The sequence below is a fragment of the Halomonas shengliensis genome (genome assembly GCF_900104135.1).
Classification (GTDB): domain Bacteria; phylum Pseudomonadota; class Gammaproteobacteria; order Pseudomonadales; family Halomonadaceae; genus Halomonas; species Halomonas shengliensis.
On sequence record NZ_FNIV01000001.1, the window covers coordinates 396149 to 415176 of the forward strand.

Here is a 19028-nt window from a genome sequence, read left to right on the forward strand (position 1 = left end):
AATACCGATGACCAGCAAGAGGATCGTGAGCGGGCTCGGCCTGCTGCTGGGCGCCGGCCTGGCCGCCGGCCAGGCCCTGGCGCTCGAGGGGGACGCCGAGCGCGGCGAGGCGGCGGCGGGCACCTGCGTGGCCTGCCACCAGGCCGACGGCAGCGGCATGAACGTGCCGGGCGGGCAGTCCTGGCCGCGCCTGGCGGGGCTGGATGCCGGCTACATCGCCAAGCAGCTGCATGACTTCCAGGCAGGGCGTCGACAGAACGCCAGCATGATGCCCTTCGCCAACATGCTCGATGACCAGCAGATCGCCGATGTGGCGGCCTACTACAGCCAGTTGCCCGCCACCCAGGGTGATGGCGGCGACGTCGACGAGGCGGTGCTGGCCCGCGGCGAGCAGATCGCCATGCGCGGCGACTGGGACGAGTACATCGTCTCCTGCAAGAGCTGCCATGGTCCCGGTAACCAGGGCGTGGGCGGCACCTTCCCCGGCATCGCCGGCCAGCACGCCGGCTATATCGAGAGCCAGCTGCGCGCCTGGCAGGCCGGCGAGCGCAGCAATGACCCCCAGAACCTGATGGGGGCCATCGCCCAGCGCATGAGCGACGAGGACATCACCGCCGTGGCGGCCTGGCTGGCCAGCCAGCCGGCGGCCGACGAGTAAGGGAGACGAGACCATGAGCAATCGCAGGAAGACGCTGGTACTGGCCGGCGCGACCCTGGCCGCCGGCGCAAGCCTGGTCGCCTGGGCCGAGACCGAGGGGCATCCCTACGACAAGCTGGTGGAGATGGGCTATCCGGCGCCCCAGGAGGGCGAGCTGGTCCACGTGCCGCCGACCATGGCGGACCTCGAGGCGGCCGACATGAAGCCGCAGACCAAGGCGGTGATCCGGCGTGGCTACGAGCTGTTCACCAACACCCAGCAGCTGCGTGGCAAGAACGTCTTCAACGACATGAACTGCTCCAGCTGCCACCTGGGCGAGGGGCGTCAGCCCTTCAGCGCCCCGGTGTGGCCGGCGGCGGTGACCCTGCCGGACTTCCGCGGCAAGAACCAGCACGTCAACAACCTCGAGGAGCGCATCGCCGGCTGCTTCGCCTACTCCATGAACGGCACCCCGCCCGAGTACGGCAGCGACGACATGCTGGCGCTCTCCGCCTACCACCAGTGGCTGGCCAAGGGCGCCCCCATGTACCCGGACCAGCCCATCTACGGCCGCGGCTTCCCGGCACCGGAGCGCCCCGAAGAGCTGAGCTACGCCAACGGCGAGGCCCTCTACGTGGAGAACTGTGCGGTCTGCCACGGCGAGGACGGTGGCGGCCTCTACCAGGACGGCGAGTATGTCTTCCCCGCCCCCTGGGGCGACGGCTCCAACAACTGGGGAGCGGGCATCGTGCGCACCCACACCGCGGCCGGGTTCATCAAGAACAACATGCCGCTGGGCCAGCCGCTGTCGCTCTCCGACCAGGAGGCCTGGGACATCGCCTACTACATGACCCAGCAGGAGCGTCCGCAGGACCCGCGTTACACCGGCAGCGTGGACGAGGTGCTGGAGAAGTTCGGCCCCACCTTCCACAAGCACTCCAGCTACGGCCAGGTCCGTGAGGTGGATGGCCACCGTCTCGCCGACCACGCCAACTGGGGCGAGAAGGGCGAGGAGATCAAGCCCTGGAACGTCGGCCAGCCGCGCTTCGAGGACCTCGAGGTCGATCAGTAGGCCGACCCCGGCGCCGAGTCCTCGGCGCCAGGAGGCAGGCAGGAAGGCCCCGTCCGGCAGCAGCCGGTCGGGGCCTTTCTCGTCACGGGGGGGGCGCTTGAGGGTCAGGGCGCCGGGCTGCCCATCGCCTCCTCGAGACGCTCGGGGCTCGGCACGCCCTCGATGCGGTCGACCCGGTTCCCGGTGCGGAACAGGGTGGTGGGGGTGGCCATGAAGCCCAGGGATTCGAACAGCTGGTTGTTGGCGAAGACCTGCTCCTCGATCTCCCGCGGCTGCGGGCCGGGCACGATCTCCTCGCCCTCGCCGCTGTGGGCATGGAGGGCGGCGGCCGGGTCCTCGGCGCCGAGCAGGGCGGCGGCCTTGGCCGGGCTGTCCTGGGCCAGCACACCGATCATGATGTGGCGCAGCTGCACCCTGCCGGCCTCGATCCAGGGGCGGACGTCGTGCCAGAACTGGCGGCAGTAGGGGCAGTTGGGGTCGGTGAAGGTGTAGACGATGCGCTCGGCGTCGGGGTCGCCGTCGGCGATCCAGTGGCTCTCCTCCAGCTCCTGCCAGACCTGGGCGAACTGCTCGGCGCGTACATGCTCGTCCAGCGCCGCCTCGGAGAGGTTGTTGCCCTCGGCGTCGACCAGGGTGCCGACGATGGCGTGCTCGCCGTCGGGCAGCAGGTAGATGGCGACCTCGCCGCCGGAGTGGCTGGCGCCGAAGCCGCGCAGCCCGCCGGGACCCTCGAACTCGCCGTGGATGGTCAGCCCCTGCTCGGTGAGGGCCTCCACCGGGGCGGGCCAGTGGTCGTCGGCGAGGGTGGGGAGGGCGGCGCCGCAGGCGGCGAGGCCCAGGGTCAGGGAGGGGAGGAGATGGCGCATCGCAGGGTCCTGTGGAAGAAGGTCAGGGATGTGGGGTAGAGGCACGGGGTATGGAGTAGAGCATAGGGGTCTACACCAGACCGCCCGCGTCGTCTCGGGTTTCCCATCCTTGCACGCGGTGATTAGCCAGGGGTTAAGCGGGGCAGGGTGTCGCAGTCCTGCTCACGCCGTCTGTGTCGCGCTAAGCTGGAGACTCTTACTTGCCTCAGGAGTGTCGCATGCGTCTTCTCTCTCTTCTCGCCGCGGCGGGGCTGGCGGTGGCCAGCGCCACGGCCCTGGCCGACACGCTCAGCGTCGAGGGCGCCCATGTGCGCGCCGTGCCGCCGGTCTCCACCACCACCGCCGCCTTCATGCGGCTGCACAACAGCGGCGAGGCCGACCGCGAGCTGGTGGCGGCGAGCACCCCGGCGGCCCGGGTGGCGGAGCTCCACAACCATGTCGACGTGGACGGCGTGATGCAGATGCGCCAGGTGGAGGCGATTGCGGTGCCGGCGGGCGAGGGCGCACGCCTGGCCCCGGGTGGCTACCACCTGATGCTGATCGACCTGGTGGCGCCGCTCCACGAGGGCGACGAGGTGGCGCTCTCGCTGACCTTCGACGACGGCCAGACCCTCGAGGTGGCGGCCCCGGTGCGTCGCATCGAGACCATGGGCCATGGCATGGCCGACGATGGTGCCGAGGGGAAGGCCGAGGGCATGTCGCACTCGGCTCACTGAGGCGGCACCGCTGGGCGGGCGGGACGCGAGTCGCTACAATGCGCCGAGTCCCGTCTTCCCGTTCTGGAACCTGCCATGCACTGTCCCTTCTGCGGCACCCACGACACCAAGGTCACCGACTCGCGGCTGGTCGCCGAGGGGGACCAGGTGCGCCGGCGTCGCCAGTGCGTGGCCTGCGGCGAGCGCTTCACCACCTACGAGACCGCCGAGCTGGTGATGCCGCGGGTGATCAAGGGCGATGGCTCCCGCGAGGCCTTCAACGAGGAGAAGCTGCGCGCCGGCATGCTGCGCGCCCTGGAGAAGCGCCCGGTGAGCGCCGAGGCCATCGAGGCGGCGGTGCAGCGCATCCGCCAGGCCCTGCGCGCCCGGGGCGAGCGCGAGATCCACGCCCGCGACATCGGCGAGGCGGTGATGGCCGCGCTGCGCGGCCTCGACCAGGTCGCCTACATCCGCTTCGCCTCCGTCTACCGCCGCTTCCAGGACATCGACGAGTTCCGCGCCGAGATCGAGCGTCTCGCCCAGGATCCTGACCAGCCCGCCTCCCGCTGACCCGGAGCCTCCCATGGCCGACCCCACGCCCCCGCACGCCTGGATGGCCCGTGCCCTCGAGCTGGCCCGCCGCGGCCTCTACACCACCCACCCCAACCCCCGCGTCGGCTGCGTGCTGGTCAAGGACGGCCGCGTGGTGGGGGAGGGCTACCATGCCCGCGCCGGCGAGCCCCACGCCGAGGTGCATGCCTTGAGCGCCGCCGGCGACGCGGCTCGCGGCGCCACCGCCTACGTCACCCTGGAGCCCTGCTCCCACCAGGGACGCACCGGCCCCTGCGCCCAGGCGCTGATCGCGGCCGGCGTCGCCCGGGTGGTGGTGGCCATGGAGGATCCCAACCCGGCGGTGGCCGGCCGCGGCATCGCCATGCTGCGCGAGGCCGGCATCGAGGTGGCGGTGGGCATCGCCGAGGACGAGGCCCGGACGCTCAACGCCGGCTTCGTGCGGCGCATGGACCATGGCCGCCCCTTCGTGCGCCTGAAGATGGCCATGAGCCTCGACGGCCGTACCGCCATGCAGTCGGGCGAATCGCAGTGGATCACCGGCCCCGAGGCGCGGTGCCAGGTGCAGCGCCTGCGCGCGCGTTCCAGCGCCGTGCTCACCGGGGTGGAATCGGTGATCTTCGACAACTCGCGGCTCACCGTGCGCGCCGACCAGCTCGGCCTGCCCGATGCCGAGGCCATCGCCTCTCGCCAGCCGCTGCGGGTGATCGTCGACAGCCGCCTGCGCCTGCCCGAGGCGGCGGCCTGCCTCACCGAGCCGGGGCGCACCCTGGTGGTGGCGGTGGAGGGCGTCGAGGAGGAGCGTATCGCGCGGCTCACCCGTGCCGGGGCCGAGGTGCTCACCCTGCCCGCCGGCGCCGACGGTCGGGTCGACCTCGATGCCGTGCTGCGCCACCTGGCCGAGGTCGAGCAGGCCAACGAGGTGCTGCTGGAGACCGGGGCGACGCTGGCCGGCGCCATGCTCGACGCCGGCCTGGTGGACGAGATGCAGCTCTTCGTGGCGCCCACCCTGCTCGGCGGCGACGCCCGGCCGCTGTTTCAGCTCGCCGGCATCGAGACCATGGCCCACCAGCGTGGCCTGGAGATACTCGATATCCGCGCCGTGGGGCAGGACTGGCGCATCACCGCCCGGCCCAAACGCCGTAGTCCGACGCGCTAGCGCCTTGGTTGCCTTTACTGGCGCGCAGCGACCGACCACGGTACCCTGACGCCGTTTCGAGGCGGGCGACGCCCCCGGCCGACGCCAGCGTCGCCGAGCGCCGACGCCCGCCCGCGCAGAACTTGTGGAGATCTCATGGTGCACGCCACTAGCGGGGGCCTGGCCCCCATCGAGGACCTGATCGAGGACATTCGTCAGGGCAAGATGGTGATCCTAATGGATGACGAGGATCGCGAGAACGAAGGCGACATCATCATGGCCGCCGAGAAGGTGCGGGCCGAGCATATCAACTTCATGGCCCGCCACGCCCGCGGCCTGATCTGCCTGCCCATGACCCGCAGTCGCTGCGAGCGCCTCCGCCTGCCGCTTATGGTCAACGACAACGGCTCCGGCTTTGGCACCAAGTTCACCCTCTCCATCGAGGCCGCCGAGGGGGTCACCACCGGCATCTCCGCCGCCGACCGCGCGCGCACCGTGCAGGCCGCCGTGGCCCACGACGCCCGCCCCGAGGACATCGTCCAGCCCGGCCACATCTTCCCGCTGATGGCCGAGCCCGGCGGCGTGCTGCGTCGCGCCGGCCACACCGAGGCCGCCTGCGACCTCTCCGCCCTGGCCGGCCTCGACCCCAGCGGCGTGATCTGCGAGATCATGAACGACGACGGCACCATGGCCCGGCGCCCCGAGCTCGAGCGCTTCGCCGAGGAACACGGCCTGAAGATGGGCACCATCGCCGACCTGATCCACTACCGTATCCACAACGAGCAGACCGTGGATCACGAGGAGTCGACCACGGTGCAGACCGCCCACGGCGAGCTCACCCTGCACGTCTTCCGTGACAGCATCCAGGGGGCCCACCACCTGGCACTGGTCAAGGGGCGGCCGAGCCCCGAGGCGCCGACCACGGTGCGCGTGCACCTGGCCAGCACCATGCGCGACCTGCTGTGCCTGGAGAAGGGCGACGGGGGGCACTGGGCCTCCCACGCGGCGATCGCCGAGGTCGCCCGCAGCGAGCGCGGCGTCTTCGTGCTGCTCGACGACGGCCGTCCGCACCTCGACCTGCGCGACCAGCTCGACATCTTCCTCGAGCGCCGCCGGGCGCCGCGTACCAGCGCCTCGGATGGCGCCGGTAACTACCTGACCATCGGCACCGGGTCGCAGATCCTGCGCCACCTCGGCGTGGGCCAGATGCGGCTGCTCAGCTCGCCGTGGAAGTTCTCGGCGCTCTCCGGCTTCGACCTTGAGGTGGTCGAGCGCCTGGGCCCCGAGGACGTGGCGCGCACCGGCGACGAGGCCGGCGACTGAGCCGGCCGGCGCTACCGCCCGTTCAACCCCGTTCTTCATCACCCTATTTCACCCCCAGGGCGCGGCACCGCCGCCCCAGGGGCACAGCAGGAAACCGACATGGAACCCATTGCACAACTCGAAGGCAGCTTCGTCGACGTCGACGGTCGTTACGTGATCGTGGTGGGGCGCTTCAACCACCACGTGGTGGACAGCCTGGTGGAGGGCGCCGTGGATAGCCTGGTGCGCCACGGCGTCGACCCCGAGAACATCGATATCGTCCACGTGCCGGGCGCCTGGGAGCTGCCGCTGGCGGTCAAGCAGGCGCTCAAGGTAGCCCGCCCCGAGGCGGTGATCGCCCTGGGCGCGGTGATCCGCGGCGGCACCCCGCACTTCGAGTACGTGGCCGGCGGCTGCAACGCGGCGCTTGGCAACCTGCAGCTGGAGTTCGACACCCCCATCGCCAACGGCGTGCTGACCGTCAACTCTATCGAGCAGGCCATCGAGCGCTCCGGCACCAAGGCCGGCAACAAGGGCGCCGAGGCGGCCATGGCCGCCATGGAGATGGTCTCGCTGATGCGCCAGCTGGGCGGCGGTGCCGAGGAGGAGGCATGAGCCGCGAGCGCGCGCCTTCCAAGGCGCAGCAGTCACGCCGCGCCGCCCGCGAGCTGGCGGTGCAGTGCCTCTACCAGTGGCACATGACCGGCAAGTCCATCACCGCGGTGGAGGCGGAGTTCAGGAGCCAGGTGGCCGACGACGACCTCGAGGACCACGAGAACTGGCACAAGGTCATGGAGATCGCCGACCTGGCGCTGTTCCATGAGCTGGTGCACAACGTGGCGCGCTTCAAGGCCGACCTCGACGCCTCCATCTCGCCGCTGCTCGACCGCAAGGTCGACGAGCTCGACGCCATCGAGCTCACCATCCTGCGCCTGGGCGCCTACGAGCTGTCGCGGCGGCTGGACTTGCCCTACCGGGTGGCGATCAACGAGGGCGTGGAGCTGGCCAAGTCGTTCGGGGCCACCGACGGCCACAAGTACGTCAACGGCATCCTCGACAAGCTTGCCGGGCGCCTGCGTGGTGCCGAGGTGGCCGCCCGCCGCCGCTGAAGGGAAACCGGATGCATAGCGAATTCGACCTTATCGCCCGCTACTTCACTCCCGCTCCCCCCGGCCCGGAAGCCGGCGTGGCGCTGGGGGTGGGTGACGACTGTGCGCTGCTGGCGCCCACCCCGGGCCGGCGGCTGGCGGTAAGCGTCGACACCTCGGTGGCGGGGGTGCACTTCCCTGCCGAGGCACCGGCCGAGGCGATCGGCCACCGCGCCCTGGCGGTGAGCCTCTCGGACCTGGCCGCCATGGGGGCCCGCGCCCGCTGGTGCTTCATGGCGCTGACCCTCCAGGCGCGCCCGGACGCCTGGCTCGAGGCCTTCTCTCGCGGCTTCAAGGCGCTGTGTGACGCCACCGGCACCACGCTTGCCGGCGGCGACATCACCCGCGGTGAGCTGGCCATCGGCGTCACCGTGATGGGGGAGGTGGCGCCTGAGGCCGCCCTGACTCGTGGCGGCGGCCGGCCCGGTGACCTGGTGGCGGTCACCGGGGCCCTGGGCGGCGGCGCCGGCGGCCTGGCGGCCTGGCAGGCCGGCGAGCGCGATGTCGGCCATCCCTTGCTCGCCCGCTACCTCTTCCCCCGGCCGCGGCTGGCCGCCGGCGAGGCGCTCGCCAGGCTTGCCACCGCCGCGGTGGACCTCTCCGACGGCCTGCTCGCCGATCTGGGCCACATCCTCGAGCACTCCGGCGGCGGCGCCCGGCTCGAGCCCGAGGCGCTGCCCCTGGCCGAGGGGCTGGTGGAGGCGCTGGGCGAGGCCCGGGCGCAGGAGGCGGCGCTCTCCGGCGGCGACGACTACGAGCTGCTGATCTGCCTGCCCGCCGAGCGCCTCGACGAGGCCCGCCGGCGCCTCGCGGCGCTGGCGCTGCCGCTGACGGTGATCGGGCGCCTGACCGAGGCGCCCGGGCTGCACGGGGTGCCGGGGGCTCGCCGCCTCGGCTGGCAGCACTTCCGCGGCGACGAGACGGGAGGTCGCCCATGAACCGCGCCCCGGCCAGCGTCTGGCATCGCCCCTCTCACTTCCTCGCCTTCGGCCTGGGCAGCGGGGCCGTGCCCTTCGCCCCCGGCACCTTCGGCACCCTGGCCGCTATCCCCTTCTACTGGCTGCTCTCGGAGCTACCCCTCGACTGGTACTGGGGCGTCATCGTCATCGCCTTCCTGTGGGGCGTGTGGCTGTGCGAGAAGACCTCCCGGGACCTCGGCGTCCACGACCACTCCGGCATCGTCTGGGACGAGTTCGTGGGCTACTGGATCACCATGGCCGCGGTGCCCTTCTCCTGGGAGGCGGCGCTGTGGGGCTTCGTGGTGTTCCGGGTGTTCGACGTGATCAAGCCGTTCCCCATCCGCTGGGCGGATCGCCGGGTGGCCGGGGGCTTCGGCATCATGATCGACGACGTGCTCGCCGGCATCTACGCCTGGAGCCTGATGCACCTCTGGTTCTGGCTACACTAGGGCGAGGCCCGCGTCGCCGGGAAGGCGCCACCGGGAAGGGAGGCTGGATGCGCAAGGAACGACTGATCGTGCCGGTGGTGCTGGGCCTGGCGCTCGCCTGGGCGGTGGCTCAGTATGCCGCCTCGCTGCTCTTCGAGCGCGAGCTCGCCCGTACCCTGGCCGACCTCGAGGCGCGCGGCGAGCTGGTGGTGGAGCGCGAGGCCGTCGAGCGCGGCTGGCTCTCCTCCTCGGGTCGGGTGCGCATCGCCCCGCTGCTGGGCGACGCCTGGCAGCTCGCCTTCACCTATGAGGCCCGCCATGGGGTGCTGAGTACCCGCCTGGAAGGGGAGCTCTCGCCCACCCTGGGGCCGGCCCAGCGGCGGCTGTTCGGCGATGCGCTGCCCTCCCGGGCGCCGCGCTGGCACGCCCGTTACCAGACCCTGGGCGGCACCCTGGAGGGCAGCCTGGGCCTGGCGCCCTTCGTGGTGCGCCAGGGCGAGCGCGAGCTCGACTTCCAGGGCGGCCAGGTCACCTTCGGCGGCGAATACGGCGACTGGTGGCTGCGGGCCCGCCTGCAGCCGCTGCGCCTGACCGACGGTGTCGCCACCCTCGAGGCCGGCCCGGCGAGCCTCGAGAGCCGCTACGCCTACACCGAGGGCGCCTACCACTTCACCCAGCACGACCTGCTGCGCCTGGAACGCCTGGCCTGGCGCCAGCCCGACCTCGCCCTGGACGGCAGCGAGCTGCTCTATCGCAGCCGCATGCAGCTCGACGACAGCGAGCTGGTCGTCGACGGCGAGCTCGAGATCGGCCAGGTGCTGGCCGCCGAGCAGGTGCTGCTCACCGGGCGGGTCGCCGCGACCCTCTCGCGGCTCGATGCCGAGGCCCTGCGCACCCTGCTGCGCCGCCTGCGCGAGGAGGTGATGCGCGTGGGCAGCGATACCCCCACGCCCCGCGAGCTGATCGCGCGGCTGGAGCCGGAGCTCAAGGCGCTGCTCGCCGACTCGCCGCGCGTCGACGTCACCACGGTGGACCTCGACAGCCCCATGCTGGGGATCACCGCGCGCGGCGAGGGCACCCTGATCTTCGACCCGCGGCGCCTCGACGAGCTCACGGTGTCGCGGCTCGACGACCCCGCCGAGCAGGCGCGCTGGCGCAGCCGCCTGGATGGCGACTTCGTGTGGCACCAGGTGCCCACCGTGGTGGCCCTGTGGCTGGGACTGCCGCTGGATACCCGCGAGCTGGCGATCGACGTGGTGCGCGGCAAGGTGCGCGTCAACGGCCGCCCGCTGCCCCCGCTATGGCGCTGATCGGGCTTGAACTTTCGTGGCGTCGCCCGCATTCCTAGGGCATCGGCACCCGCCCACAGGACACGGAGACCCCATGAGCGACGACCAGGACCGCCGTCCCGATTCCGACGAGCCCGAGTGGCTCCACGACGACCCCGAGAGCGGCGATGCCTTCGCCGAGGATGACCTCGACGGCGAAAGCGGGCATGCCGTGGTACCGGCCCGCGAGGCGCTGCCCGAGCGCATCTACCTGCTGCCCATCCACAACCGTCCCTTCTTCCCCGCCCAGGTGCAGCCGCTGGTGATCAACCGCGAGCGCTGGGAGGAGACCATCGAGCGCGTCGCCAAGACCCCGCACCACACCGTGGGCCTGGCCTTCGTGGGCGAGGCCGCGGTGGAGGGGCTCTCCCACGACGCCTTCCCCGAGATCGGCACCGCGGTGAAGGTGCACAAGCTCCAGGGGGAGGACAACCAGATCCAGTTCATCGCCCAGGGGCTGCAGCGCTTCCGCATCCAGCGCTGGATCTCCCGGGAGCCACCCTACCTGGTGGAGGTGAGCTACCCCCGCGAGCCGGTGGACGCCGAGGCGGACGAGGCGCGCGCCTACGCCATGTCGCTGATCAACGGCATCAAGGAGCTGCTGCCGATCAACCCGCTCTACGGTGAGGAGCTCAAGCACTACCTCAACCGCTTCAGCCCCCACGAGCCGGGCCCGCTCACCGACTTCGCCGCCGCCATCACCTCGGCCAAGGGGCACGAGCTGCAGGACGTGCTGGCCACCCTGCCGGTGCTGGCGCGCATGCAGAAGGTGCTGCCGCTGCTGCGCAAGGAGATCGAGGTCGCCCAGCTGCAGAGCGAGATCAGCGACCAGGTCAACGCCCAGATGCAGGATCGCCAGCGCGAGTTCTTCCTGCGCGAGCAGCTCAAGGTGATCCAGCGCGAGCTCGGCATCTCCAAGGATGACCGCGAGAACGACGTCGACACCTTCCGCGACCGCCTCGAGGACCTGGTGGTGCCGCCCCGGGTGCTGACCCGCATCGAGGAGGAGCTCGACAAGCTGGCGGTGCTGGAGACCGGCTCGCCGGAGTACGGCACCACCCGCAACTACCTCGACTGGCTGACCAGCATGCCGTGGGGCGTGCAGAGCCAGGACCAGCTCGACCTCACCCACGCGCGCCAGGTGCTCGACCGCGACCACGACGGCCTGGCCGACGTCAAGGAGCGCATCATCGAGTTCCTCGCCGAGGGCACCTTCAAGGGCGACGTGGGCGGCTCCATCGTGCTGCTGGTGGGTCCGCCCGGGGTCGGCAAGACCTCGGTGGGCCGTTCCATCGCCGAGGCGCTGGGTCGCGAGTTCTACCGCTTCTCGGTGGGCGGCATGCGCGACGAGGCGGAGATCAAGGGCCACCGGCGCACCTACATCGGCGCCATGCCCGGCAAGCTCGCCCAGGCCCTCAAGGAGGTCGAGGTCGAGAACCCGGTGATCATGCTCGACGAGATCGACAAGATGGGGCAGTCCTTCCAGGGCGACCCCGCCTCGGCGCTGCTCGAGGTGCTCGACCCGGAGCAGAACGTCGACTTCCTCGATCACTACCTGGACGTGCGCCTGGACCTCTCCAAGGTGCTCTTCGTGTGCACCGCCAACACCCTGGACTCGATCCCGCCGGCGCTGCTCGACCGCATGGAGCAGATCCGCCTCTCCGGCTACATCGCCGAGGAGAAGATGGCGATCGCCAAGCACCACCTGTGGCCCAAGCTGCTCAAGCGCGACAACATCCCCAAGAAGCGCATCAACCTCACCGATGCCGCCCTGCGCCAGGTGATCGAGGGCTACGCCCGCGAGGCGGGGGTGCGCCAGCTCGAGAAGCAGCTGCACCGCATCGTGCGCAAGGCGGCGGTCAGGCTGCTGGAGAACGACCAGCAGTCGGTGAAGGTCTCGGTGAAGAACCTCGAGGAGTACCTTGGGGCGCCGCTGTTCCGCAAGGAGCAGGTGCTAAAGGGCGAGGGCGTGGTCACCGGCCTGGCTTGGACCGCCATGGGGGGCGCCACCCTGCCCATCGAGGCGGGCAAGGTGCACTCCCTGACCCGCGGCTTCAAGCTCACCGGCAAGCTCGGCGAGGTGATGCAGGAGTCCGCCAACATCGCCTACAGCTACGTGCTGGGCCACCTGACCGAGTACGGTGCCGACGCCGACTTCTTCGACTCCGCCTTCGTGCATATGCACGTGCCGGAGGGCGCCACCCCCAAGGATGGCCCCTCGGCGGGGGTGACCATGACCACGGCGCTGCTGTCGCTGGCCAGGCACCAGGCCATCGACCGCGACCTGGCGATGACCGGCGAGTTGACCCTCACCGGCCAGGTGCTGCCTGTCGGCGGCATCCGCGAGAAGGTGATCGCCGCCCGGCGCAGTGGCATCTTCGAGGTGATCCTGCCCGATGCCAACCGCCGCGACTACGACGAGCTGCCCGACCACCTCAAGGAGGGTGTCACCGTGCACTTCGCCAAACGCTACCAGGACGTGGCCAGGGTGGTGTTCGGCTGATGCAGAGACTGCTACCACTGGCCCTGGGGCTGGCGGCGGCGGGTGGTGCCGCTGCCGCCGAACGCACCCTGACCGTCTATACCTACGACTCCTTCGTCTCCGAGTGGGGGCCGGGGCCCGCCATCGAGGCGGCCTTCGAGGCGCGCTGCGGCGATTGCGACCTGCGCTTCGTGGCCCTGGATGGCGGGGTCGATATCCTTCAGCGCCTGCGCCTGGAAGGAGAGGGCACTGGCGCCGACCTGGTGCTCGGCCTGGACATGAACCTGATGGCCGAGGCCCGCGCCCTCGACCTGCTCGCCCCCCATGGCGTCGACACGGGTGCGCTCGAGTTGCCCATCGAGTGGGACGACGACACCTTCCTGCCCTACGACTGGGGCCACTTCGCCTTCGTCTACGACCGCGAGCAGCTGGAGGAACCGCCGGGCAGCTTCGCCGAGCTCCTCGAGGCGCCGGAGGACGTCAAGGTGATCCTCCAGGACCCGCGCACCAGCGTCACCGGCCAGGGGCTGCTGCTGTGGATCAAGCACGTCTATGGCGACGCGGCGCCCGAGGCCTGGGAGCGCCTCAACGAGCGGGTGCTCACCGTCACCAACGGCTGGAGCCAGGCCTACTTCTCGCTGTTCATGAACGGCGAGGCGCCCATGGTGCTGTCGTATGCCACCTCGCCGGCCTACCACATGGCGGTGGAGGAGACCGACCGCTACCAGGCCGCCGAGTTCGCCGAGGGACACTACCTGCAGGTGGAGACCGCGGCCATGCTTGCCAGCAGCGAAGAGCCGGCGCTCGCGCGCGACTTCCTGGCGTTCATGCTGACGCCGGACTTCCAGCGCCATATCCCGCTGGGCAACGTGATGAACCCGGCCATCGACCTGGGTGACGAGCTGCCCGCGGTGTTCGAGCGGCTGATCGACCCTGAGAGCCTGACGTTCACCCCCGAGGAGGTGCGCGACCATCGCCGCGCCTGGATCCGTGAGTGGCTGAACGCCGCGGCGCGCTGACGCCGCCGCGCTGGGCACGCCCCTCGCCGTGGCCGCCGGGGTTGGGGCTCGCCGCCCTGGCGCTGGTGGCGGGGCTGGGGTTCGGCAGCCTTGGGGCGCTGCTGTGGCAGGCCCGCGAGCTGCATCCGGCTATGCTGTGGCAGGAGCCATGGCTCGCCGCCATCCTGCGCTTCACCCTCTGGCAGGCGACCCTCTCCACGCTGCTGGCCGTGGGGCTCGCCGTGCCGGTGGCGCTGGCCCTGGCGCGGCGCCCCGCCTTCCCTGGCCGGGCCCTGCTGCTGCGCGCCATGGAGCTCTCGCTGGTGCTGCCCACGCTGATCGGCCTGTTCGGACTAGTGGCGGTGCACGGCCGGCGTGGCTGGGCGGCACCGATGTGGGAGTGGCTGTTCGGCCTCGAGGCCGGTTACCTCTACGGCCTCTCCGGCATCGTGCTTGCCCATGTGTTCTACAACCTGCCGCTCGCCGCGCGGCTGATGCTGCAGGCGCTGGAGACGGCGCCGGCGGCCCACTGGCGCCTGGCCGCCCAGCTGGGGCTCACCCGCGGGGCCATCTGGCGCACCCTGGAGTGGCCGCGCCTGGCGCCGCTGCTGCCGCGGCTGGCGGCGCTGGTCTTCACCCTCTGCTTCACCAGCTTCGCCATCGTCATGACCCTGGGCGGCGGGCCGCGCAGCTCCACCCTGGAGGTGGCGATCTACCAGGCGCTCAAGTTCGACCACGACCTGGCGCTTGCCGCGCTGCTGGCGCTGACCCAGCTGACCATCTGCCTGGCGCTGTGGGGGCTGGCGCTCTCCCGGGGCGGGGCGCCCTCGCTGATGGTGGGCAGCGTGCGCCTGCCGAGCCTGGGACGCTGGCGCCGCCGCGACGCCGCGGGGTCCTCGCGCTGGATGGACGCCGCCTGGCTGCTAGCCCTGGTGGCGCTGCTGGCCCCGCCGCTGGTGGCCATCGTGGTCGCCGGCCTGGGTGGGCTCGCCGAGCTGCCGCGGGCGTCGAGCCTGTGGCCGGCGGCGGTGAGGAGCCTGGTGATGGCGCTGGGGGCCGGGTTCGGCGCGCTGGCCCTGGCGCTCGCCCTGCTGGCCGGCAGCCGCTGGCTGCGCCGCCGCGGACGCGGGGGCCTGGGCCTGGTGATGGAAGGCGGCGGCCAGCTGATCCTGGTGGTGCCGGCGCTGGTGCTGGGAACCGGGCTCTTCCTGCTGCTGCGCCCCACCCTGGGCAGCGGCTGGGAGGGCTATGGGCTGGTGGTGCTGGTCAATGCTTTCATGGCGCTGCCCTTCGCCATGCAGGTGCTGCGCGGGGCGCTGCCGGGGCTCTCTGCCCCCGAGGCGCGCCTGGCCGACCAGCTGGGGGTGCGCGGGGCGCCGCGGCTGCGCTGGCTCACCTGGCCGCGCCTGCGTCGCCCGCTGGCCCTGGCGCTGGCCTATGCCATGACCCTGTCGCTGGGTGACTTCAGCGTCATTGCCCTGTTCGGCAGCCCCTCGGCGCCGACCCTGCCGATGCTGCTCTACCAGCAGCTGGGCGGTTACCGCTGGCAGGGGGCGGCGGCCACCGCCCTGCTGCTGCTGGTGCTGGTGACCCTGACCTTCGCCGTGCTGGGTGGCCTGACCCGGCGCCCGCCGCGCCCACGCTGGAGGCCCTGAAATGCTCGATTGCCGCGACCTCACCTTCCATTACGAACGCGCCGATCCCGGCGAGACGCCGGCGTTTGCCTTCAGCTTCCGCCTGGCCCCGGGGGAGTGCCTCTCGGTGGAGGGCCCCTCAGGCTGCGGCAAGAGCACCCTGCTGGGGCTCCTGGCCGGCTTCCTCGAGCCCGAGGGTGGCACCCTGACCTGGCGGGGGCAGGACCTGCTGGCGCGTCCGCCCTGGGAGCGGGGCATCACCACCGTCTTCCAGGAGCACAACCTCTTCGACCACCTGCCGGTGTGGGCCAACCTGGGGCTCGGCCTGGCGCCGGACCTGCGGCTGACCGCCGACCAGCGCCGGCGCATCACCGAAGGCCTCGCCGAGGTGGGGCTCGCCGGCCTCGAGGCGCGCCTGCCTGGTGAACTCTCCGGCGGCCAGCGCCAGCGCGTGGCGCTGCTGCGCGCCCTGCTGCGGGCCTCGCCGCTGCTGCTGCTCGACGAGCCCTTCACCGGCCTCGACGAGGCCACCCGGGAGGGCCTGTGGGCCCTGGTGCGTCGCCAGCAGCAGGCGGGCGCCGCGGTAATCCTGGTCAGCCACGACCGCGACGACATCGACGCCCTGGCCGACCGCCGCTGCCGGCTAGAGGCGGGACGGCTTAAGCCGCTTCCCTGAGCCACTGGCCTGACGGCCGGGCGCGTGCCAGAATCGTCGGCTGACCTGGACACCGAGCCGCCGGCACAGGCGGCCGCACGCGAAGAAGAGGACACCATGCCCGAGTACCGTTCCCGCACCACCACCGCCGGCCGCAACATGGCTGGCGCCCGCGCCCTGTGGCGCGCCACCGGCATGAAGGATGACGACTTCCACAAGCCGATCATCGCCGTGGCCAACTCCTTCACCCAGTTCGTGCCGGGACACGTGCACCTGAAGGACATGGGGCAGCTGGTGGCCCGCGAGATCGAGAAGGCCGGCGGGGTGGCCAAGGAGTTCAACACCATCGCCGTGGACGACGGCATCGCCATGGGCCACGACGGCATGCTCTACTCGCTGCCCAGCCGCGACCTGATCGCCGACAGCGTCGAGTACATGGTCAACGCCCACTGCGCCGATGCCCTGGTGTGCATCTCCAATTGCGACAAGATCACCCCCGGGATGCTCAACGCCGCCATGCGCCTGAACATCCCGGTGATCTTCGTCTCCGGTGGCCCCATGGAGGCGGGCAAGACCAAGCTGCTCGACCACAACATCGACCTGATCGATGCCATGATCTACGCCGCCGACGACCAGTACAGCGACGAGCAGATCGAGGAGATCGAGCGCAGCGCCTGCCCCACCTGCGGCAGCTGCTCGGGCATGTTCACCGCCAACTCCATGAACTGCCTGATGGAGGCCCTGGGCCTGGCGCTGCCCGGCAACGGCACCGTGCTGGCGACCCACGCCGACCGCCGCCGGCTGTTCGAGGAGGCCGGCCATCGCATCGTCGAGCTGGCCAAGCGCTATTACGAGGGTGACGAGGCGCACCTGCTGCCCCGGGCCATCGGCTCCAAGGCGGCGTTCAGGAATGCTATGACCCTGGATATCGCCATGGGCGGCTCCACCAATACCATCCTGCACCTGCTGGCCGCCGCCCAGGAGGGCGGGGTGGACTTCACCATGGCCGACATCGACCGCCTGTCGCGGGAGGTGCCGCAGCTCTGCAAGCTGGCGCCCAACACCCAGCAGTACCATATCGAGGACTGCCACCGCGCCGGCGGCATCATGGCGATCCTCGGCGAGCTGGACCGCGCCGGTGTTCTCGATACCCGCGTGCCCACCGTCTACGGCGACACCCTGAAGGCGGCGCTGGAGGAGTGGGACATCATGCGCAACCCCAGCCCCGAGGTGGTGGAGTTCTACAAGGCCGGCCCCGGCGGCATCCCCACCCAGACCGCCTTCTCCCAGGCCGCGCGCTGGCCGAGCCTCGATGGCGATCGTGCCAACGGCTGCATCCGTGACCTCGAGCACGCCTTCTCCCGCGAGGGCGGCCTGGCCGTGCTGTTCGGCAACATCGCCGAGGATGGCTGCGTGGTGAAGACCGCCGGCGTCGACGAGTCGATCCTGGTCTTCGAGGGCCCGGCCCACGTGGTGGAGTCCCAGGACCAGGCGGTGGAGCATATCCTCGGCGGCCAGGTGAAGGAGGGCGATGTCGTCGTCATCCGCTACGAGGGGCCCAAGGGCGGCCCCGGCATGCAGGAGATGCTCTACCCGACCTCGTATCTCAAGTCCAAGGGGCTGGGCAAGGCGTGCGCGCTGCTCACCGACGGCCGCTTCTCCGGCGGCACCTCGGGGCTCTCCATCGGCCACGCCTCGCCGGAGGCCGCCGCCGGCGGCGCCATCGGCCTGGTGGAGCAGGGCGACATCATCGAGATCGACATCCCCAACCGCGCCATCAACGTCAGGCTCTCCGCCGAGGAGCTGGCCGAGCGCCGCGCGGCGGAGGAGGCCAAGGGCGCCGATGCCTGGAAGCCCAGCATCCAGCGTGACCGCAGGGTCTCCGCGGCGCTCAAGGCCTATGCGCTGCTCGCCACCTCCGCCGACAAGGGCGCGGTGCGCGACCTCACCAAGCTCGACTGATCCACTCGTCCCCCGCGCCCCGGTCTGCCGGGGCGCGGCGTCTCAAGGAAAGCCGCGATGCGAACCCATACCCTGAGCGTCGGCCTGATAGGCTACGGCCTGGCCGGCCAGGTGTTCCACGCCCCGCTGATCCAGGCCGCCAACGGCATGGAGCTCACCGCCGTGGTGTGCAGCGATGCCGAGCGGGTCCACGTTGACCTGCCGGACGTCGCGGTGCTGCCCAAGGCGGCGGCGCTGCTGGCCCGGCGCGATATCGACCTGGTGGCCATCGCCACCCCCAACGAGACCCACTTCCCGCTGGCCAAGGCGGCGCTCGCCGCGGGCAAGCACGTGGTGGTGGACAAGCCCTTCACCCTGACCCTCTCCGAGGCGCGGCTGCTGCGCGCCCAGGCGGAAGAGGAGGAGCTCACCCTGAGCGTCTTCCACAACCGCCGCTGGGACAGCGACTTCCTGACCCTCAGGGCGCTGCTCGAGGCGGGCACCCTGGGGCGGGTGGTGTCGCTGGAGTCGCGCTTCGACCGCTTCCGGCCCGAGGTGAGCGACCGCTGGCGTGACCACCATCGCCCCGGGGCGGGTATCTGGTACGACCTCGGCCCGCACCTGCTCGACCAAGCCCGGGAGCTCTTCGGCATGCCGCGGGCGATCCTGCTGGAGCTCGCCACGGTGCGCGACGGCGCCGAGGTGGATGACGACTTCCTCTGCCTGCTGGAGTACGACGGCGCGCGGGTCAGCCTGCAGGCGGGCTCGCTGGTGGCCGACCCCACCCCGCGCTTCCGCGTCCACGGCACCCGCGGCAGCTACGTCAAGTACGGCCTCGACCCCCAGGAGGCGCGCCTCAAGCAGGCTCGGGCACTGGTCGAGGGAATGGGCGATGACCCCGCGCCGGGGCAGCTGACCCTGGCCGAGGCCCCCGGGGCCGAGCCGGTGACCCGGGCGCATACTGGCGAGCCCGGCGACTACGGCGCCTTCTACGCCGGGGTGGCGGAGATGTTGCTCCAGGGTGGGCCGGCGCCGGTGGCCCTCGAGGGTGCCATGGAGACCATGGAGCTGCTCGAGGCGGGGCTCGACAGCTACCGCCAGGCGCGCTGGGTGCGGCTCAAGGAGGGCAACGGCGTGCTGCGCCAGCGGCTGCATCGCCGCTGAGCCCCCGGGTC

At 71.4% G+C, this 19028-nt stretch carries 17 protein-coding genes and 1 pseudogene; 17 read left to right on the top strand and 1 reads right to left on the bottom strand.

Annotation, left to right across the window (positions count from 1 at the left end; genetic code table 11):
- Positions 1-7: 7 nt before the first annotated feature.
- Both BLP95_RS01795 and BLP95_RS01800 read left to right on the top strand, forming a co-directional pair.
- Positions 8-658, top strand: coding sequence for a c-type cytochrome (locus BLP95_RS01795; RefSeq protein ID WP_089676547.1), 651 nt, complete (start codon positions 8-10; stop codon positions 656-658).
- Positions 659-671: 13 nt separating this feature from the next.
- Positions 672-1709, top strand: a complete 1038-nt coding sequence (locus BLP95_RS01800; protein ID WP_089676549.1) for a c-type cytochrome — start codon at positions 672-674, stop codon at positions 1707-1709.
- 104 nt (positions 1710-1813) lie between these two features.
- Here the strand turns inward: BLP95_RS01800 and dsbG are convergent, their stop codons facing one another.
- Entirely contained in the window at positions 1814-2575 is a 762-nt protein-coding gene (dsbG, locus tag BLP95_RS01805; protein ID WP_089676552.1) for a thiol:disulfide interchange protein DsbG, read from the bottom strand.
- A 218-nt stretch (positions 2576-2793) separates the two neighbouring features.
- Here dsbG and BLP95_RS01810 point away from each other — a divergent pair, with 218 nt between their 5' ends.
- From BLP95_RS01810 to BLP95_RS01880, 15 genes and pseudogenes are all read left to right on the top strand, one after another.
- Positions 2794-3291 (top strand): copper chaperone PCu(A)C, encoded by a 498-nt coding sequence (locus tag BLP95_RS01810; protein WP_089676554.1) that lies wholly within the window; start codon positions 2794-2796, stop codon positions 3289-3291.
- Positions 3292-3366: 75 nt separating this feature from the next.
- Positions 3367-3840, top strand: coding sequence for a transcriptional regulator NrdR (nrdR, locus tag BLP95_RS01815; RefSeq protein ID WP_089676556.1), 474 nt, complete (start codon positions 3367-3369; stop codon positions 3838-3840).
- A 13-nt stretch (positions 3841-3853) separates the two neighbouring features.
- Complete coding sequence (gene ribD, locus BLP95_RS01820; RefSeq protein WP_089676558.1) at positions 3854-4999, top strand: bifunctional diaminohydroxyphosphoribosylaminopyrimidine deaminase/5-amino-6-(5-phosphoribosylamino)uracil reductase RibD; 1146 nt, start codon at positions 3854-3856, stop codon at positions 4997-4999.
- Between the two features lie 135 nt (positions 5000-5134).
- The gene (gene ribBA / locus BLP95_RS01825; RefSeq protein WP_089676560.1) at positions 5135-6301 is read left to right on the top strand and encodes a bifunctional 3,4-dihydroxy-2-butanone-4-phosphate synthase/GTP cyclohydrolase II; all 1167 of its coding nucleotides are present in this window, start codon (positions 5135-5137) and stop codon (positions 6299-6301) included.
- 99 nt (positions 6302-6400) lie between these two features.
- On the top strand, positions 6401-6895 hold the full coding sequence (gene ribH, locus BLP95_RS01830) for a 6,7-dimethyl-8-ribityllumazine synthase (RefSeq protein WP_023006294.1): 495 nt from the start codon (positions 6401-6403) through the stop codon (positions 6893-6895).
- Entirely contained in the window at positions 6892-7389 is a 498-nt protein-coding gene (nusB, locus tag BLP95_RS01835; RefSeq protein ID WP_089676562.1) for a transcription antitermination factor NusB, read from the top strand. The genes ribH and nusB overlap by 4 nt, the downstream gene beginning before the upstream one ends.
- A gap of 11 nt (positions 7390-7400) precedes the next feature.
- Positions 7401-8276, top strand: a pseudogene (thiL, locus tag BLP95_RS01840) (thiamine-phosphate kinase); the annotation flags it as partial.
- An 86-nt stretch (positions 8277-8362) separates the two neighbouring features.
- Entirely contained in the window at positions 8363-8836 is a 474-nt protein-coding gene (locus BLP95_RS01845; protein ID WP_023006297.1) for a phosphatidylglycerophosphatase A family protein, read from the top strand.
- Positions 8837-8883: 47 nt separating this feature from the next.
- Positions 8884-10125: a DUF945 family protein gene (locus BLP95_RS01850; RefSeq protein ID WP_089676566.1), complete on the top strand. Its 1242-nt coding sequence runs from the start codon at positions 8884-8886 to the stop codon at positions 10123-10125.
- A 73-nt stretch (positions 10126-10198) separates the two neighbouring features.
- The gene (lon, locus tag BLP95_RS01855; RefSeq protein WP_089676568.1) at positions 10199-12646 is read left to right on the top strand and encodes an endopeptidase La; all 2448 of its coding nucleotides are present in this window, start codon (positions 10199-10201) and stop codon (positions 12644-12646) included.
- Positions 12646-13644 (top strand): thiamine ABC transporter substrate binding subunit, encoded by a 999-nt coding sequence (gene thiB, locus BLP95_RS01860; protein ID WP_089676570.1) that lies wholly within the window; start codon positions 12646-12648, stop codon positions 13642-13644. Before lon ends, thiB begins: the two co-directional genes overlap by 1 nt.
- A complete protein-coding gene (gene thiP / locus BLP95_RS01865; protein WP_218118509.1) occupies positions 13620-15278 on the top strand; it encodes a thiamine/thiamine pyrophosphate ABC transporter permease in 1659 nt (552 codons plus the stop codon). Before thiB ends, thiP begins: the two co-directional genes overlap by 25 nt.
- A 1-nt stretch (position 15279) precedes the next feature.
- Positions 15280-15933, top strand: coding sequence for an ATP-binding cassette domain-containing protein (locus BLP95_RS01870; RefSeq protein WP_089676572.1), 654 nt, complete (start codon positions 15280-15282; stop codon positions 15931-15933).
- 96 nt (positions 15934-16029) lie between these two features.
- Positions 16030-17874 carry a dihydroxy-acid dehydratase gene (ilvD, locus tag BLP95_RS01875; RefSeq protein WP_023006303.1) on the top strand — a complete coding sequence of 615 codons (1845 nt, stop codon included), beginning with the start codon at positions 16030-16032 and terminating at the stop codon, positions 17872-17874.
- 57 nt (positions 17875-17931) lie between these two features.
- Positions 17932-19017, top strand: coding sequence for an oxidoreductase (locus tag BLP95_RS01880; protein ID WP_089676574.1), 1086 nt, complete (start codon positions 17932-17934; stop codon positions 19015-19017).
- Positions 19018-19028 lie beyond the last annotated feature (11 nt).

Excerpts from the sequence above, each read along its gene's own strand:
- ribBA (WP_089676560.1), top strand. The coding sequence starts at position 5,135 with ATGGTGCACGCCACTAGCGGGGGCCTGGCCCCCATCGAGGACCTGATC.
- lon (WP_089676568.1), top strand. The coding sequence starts at position 10,199 with ATGAGCGACGACCAGGACCGCCGTCCCGATTCCGACGAGCCCGAGTGG.
- nusB (WP_089676562.1), top strand. The coding sequence starts at position 6,892 with ATGAGCCGCGAGCGCGCGCCTTCCAAGGCGCAGCAGTCACGCCGCGCC.
- nrdR (WP_089676556.1), top strand. The coding sequence starts at position 3,367 with ATGCACTGTCCCTTCTGCGGCACCCACGACACCAAGGTCACCGACTCG.
- ilvD (WP_023006303.1), top strand. The coding sequence starts at position 16,030 with ATGCCCGAGTACCGTTCCCGCACCACCACCGCCGGCCGCAACATGGCT.
- BLP95_RS01850 (WP_089676566.1), top strand. The coding sequence starts at position 8,884 with ATGCGCAAGGAACGACTGATCGTGCCGGTGGTGCTGGGCCTGGCGCTC.
- BLP95_RS01880 (WP_089676574.1), top strand. The coding sequence starts at position 17,932 with ATGCGAACCCATACCCTGAGCGTCGGCCTGATAGGCTACGGCCTGGCC.
- BLP95_RS01870 (WP_089676572.1), top strand. The coding sequence starts at position 15,280 with ATGCTCGATTGCCGCGACCTCACCTTCCATTACGAACGCGCCGATCCC.
- ribD (WP_089676558.1), top strand. The coding sequence starts at position 3,854 with ATGGCCGACCCCACGCCCCCGCACGCCTGGATGGCCCGTGCCCTCGAG.
- BLP95_RS01795 (WP_089676547.1), top strand. The coding sequence starts at position 8 with ATGACCAGCAAGAGGATCGTGAGCGGGCTCGGCCTGCTGCTGGGCGCC.
- BLP95_RS01810 (WP_089676554.1), top strand. The coding sequence starts at position 2,794 with ATGCGTCTTCTCTCTCTTCTCGCCGCGGCGGGGCTGGCGGTGGCCAGC.
- dsbG (WP_089676552.1), bottom strand. The coding sequence starts at position 2,575 with ATGCGCCATCTCCTCCCCTCCCTGACCCTGGGCCTCGCCGCCTGCGGC.
- ribH (WP_023006294.1), top strand. The coding sequence starts at position 6,401 with ATGGAACCCATTGCACAACTCGAAGGCAGCTTCGTCGACGTCGACGGT.
- BLP95_RS01845 (WP_023006297.1), top strand. The coding sequence starts at position 8,363 with ATGAACCGCGCCCCGGCCAGCGTCTGGCATCGCCCCTCTCACTTCCTC.
- thiB (WP_089676570.1), top strand. The coding sequence starts at position 12,646 with ATGCAGAGACTGCTACCACTGGCCCTGGGGCTGGCGGCGGCGGGTGGT.
- BLP95_RS01800 (WP_089676549.1), top strand. The coding sequence starts at position 672 with ATGAGCAATCGCAGGAAGACGCTGGTACTGGCCGGCGCGACCCTGGCC.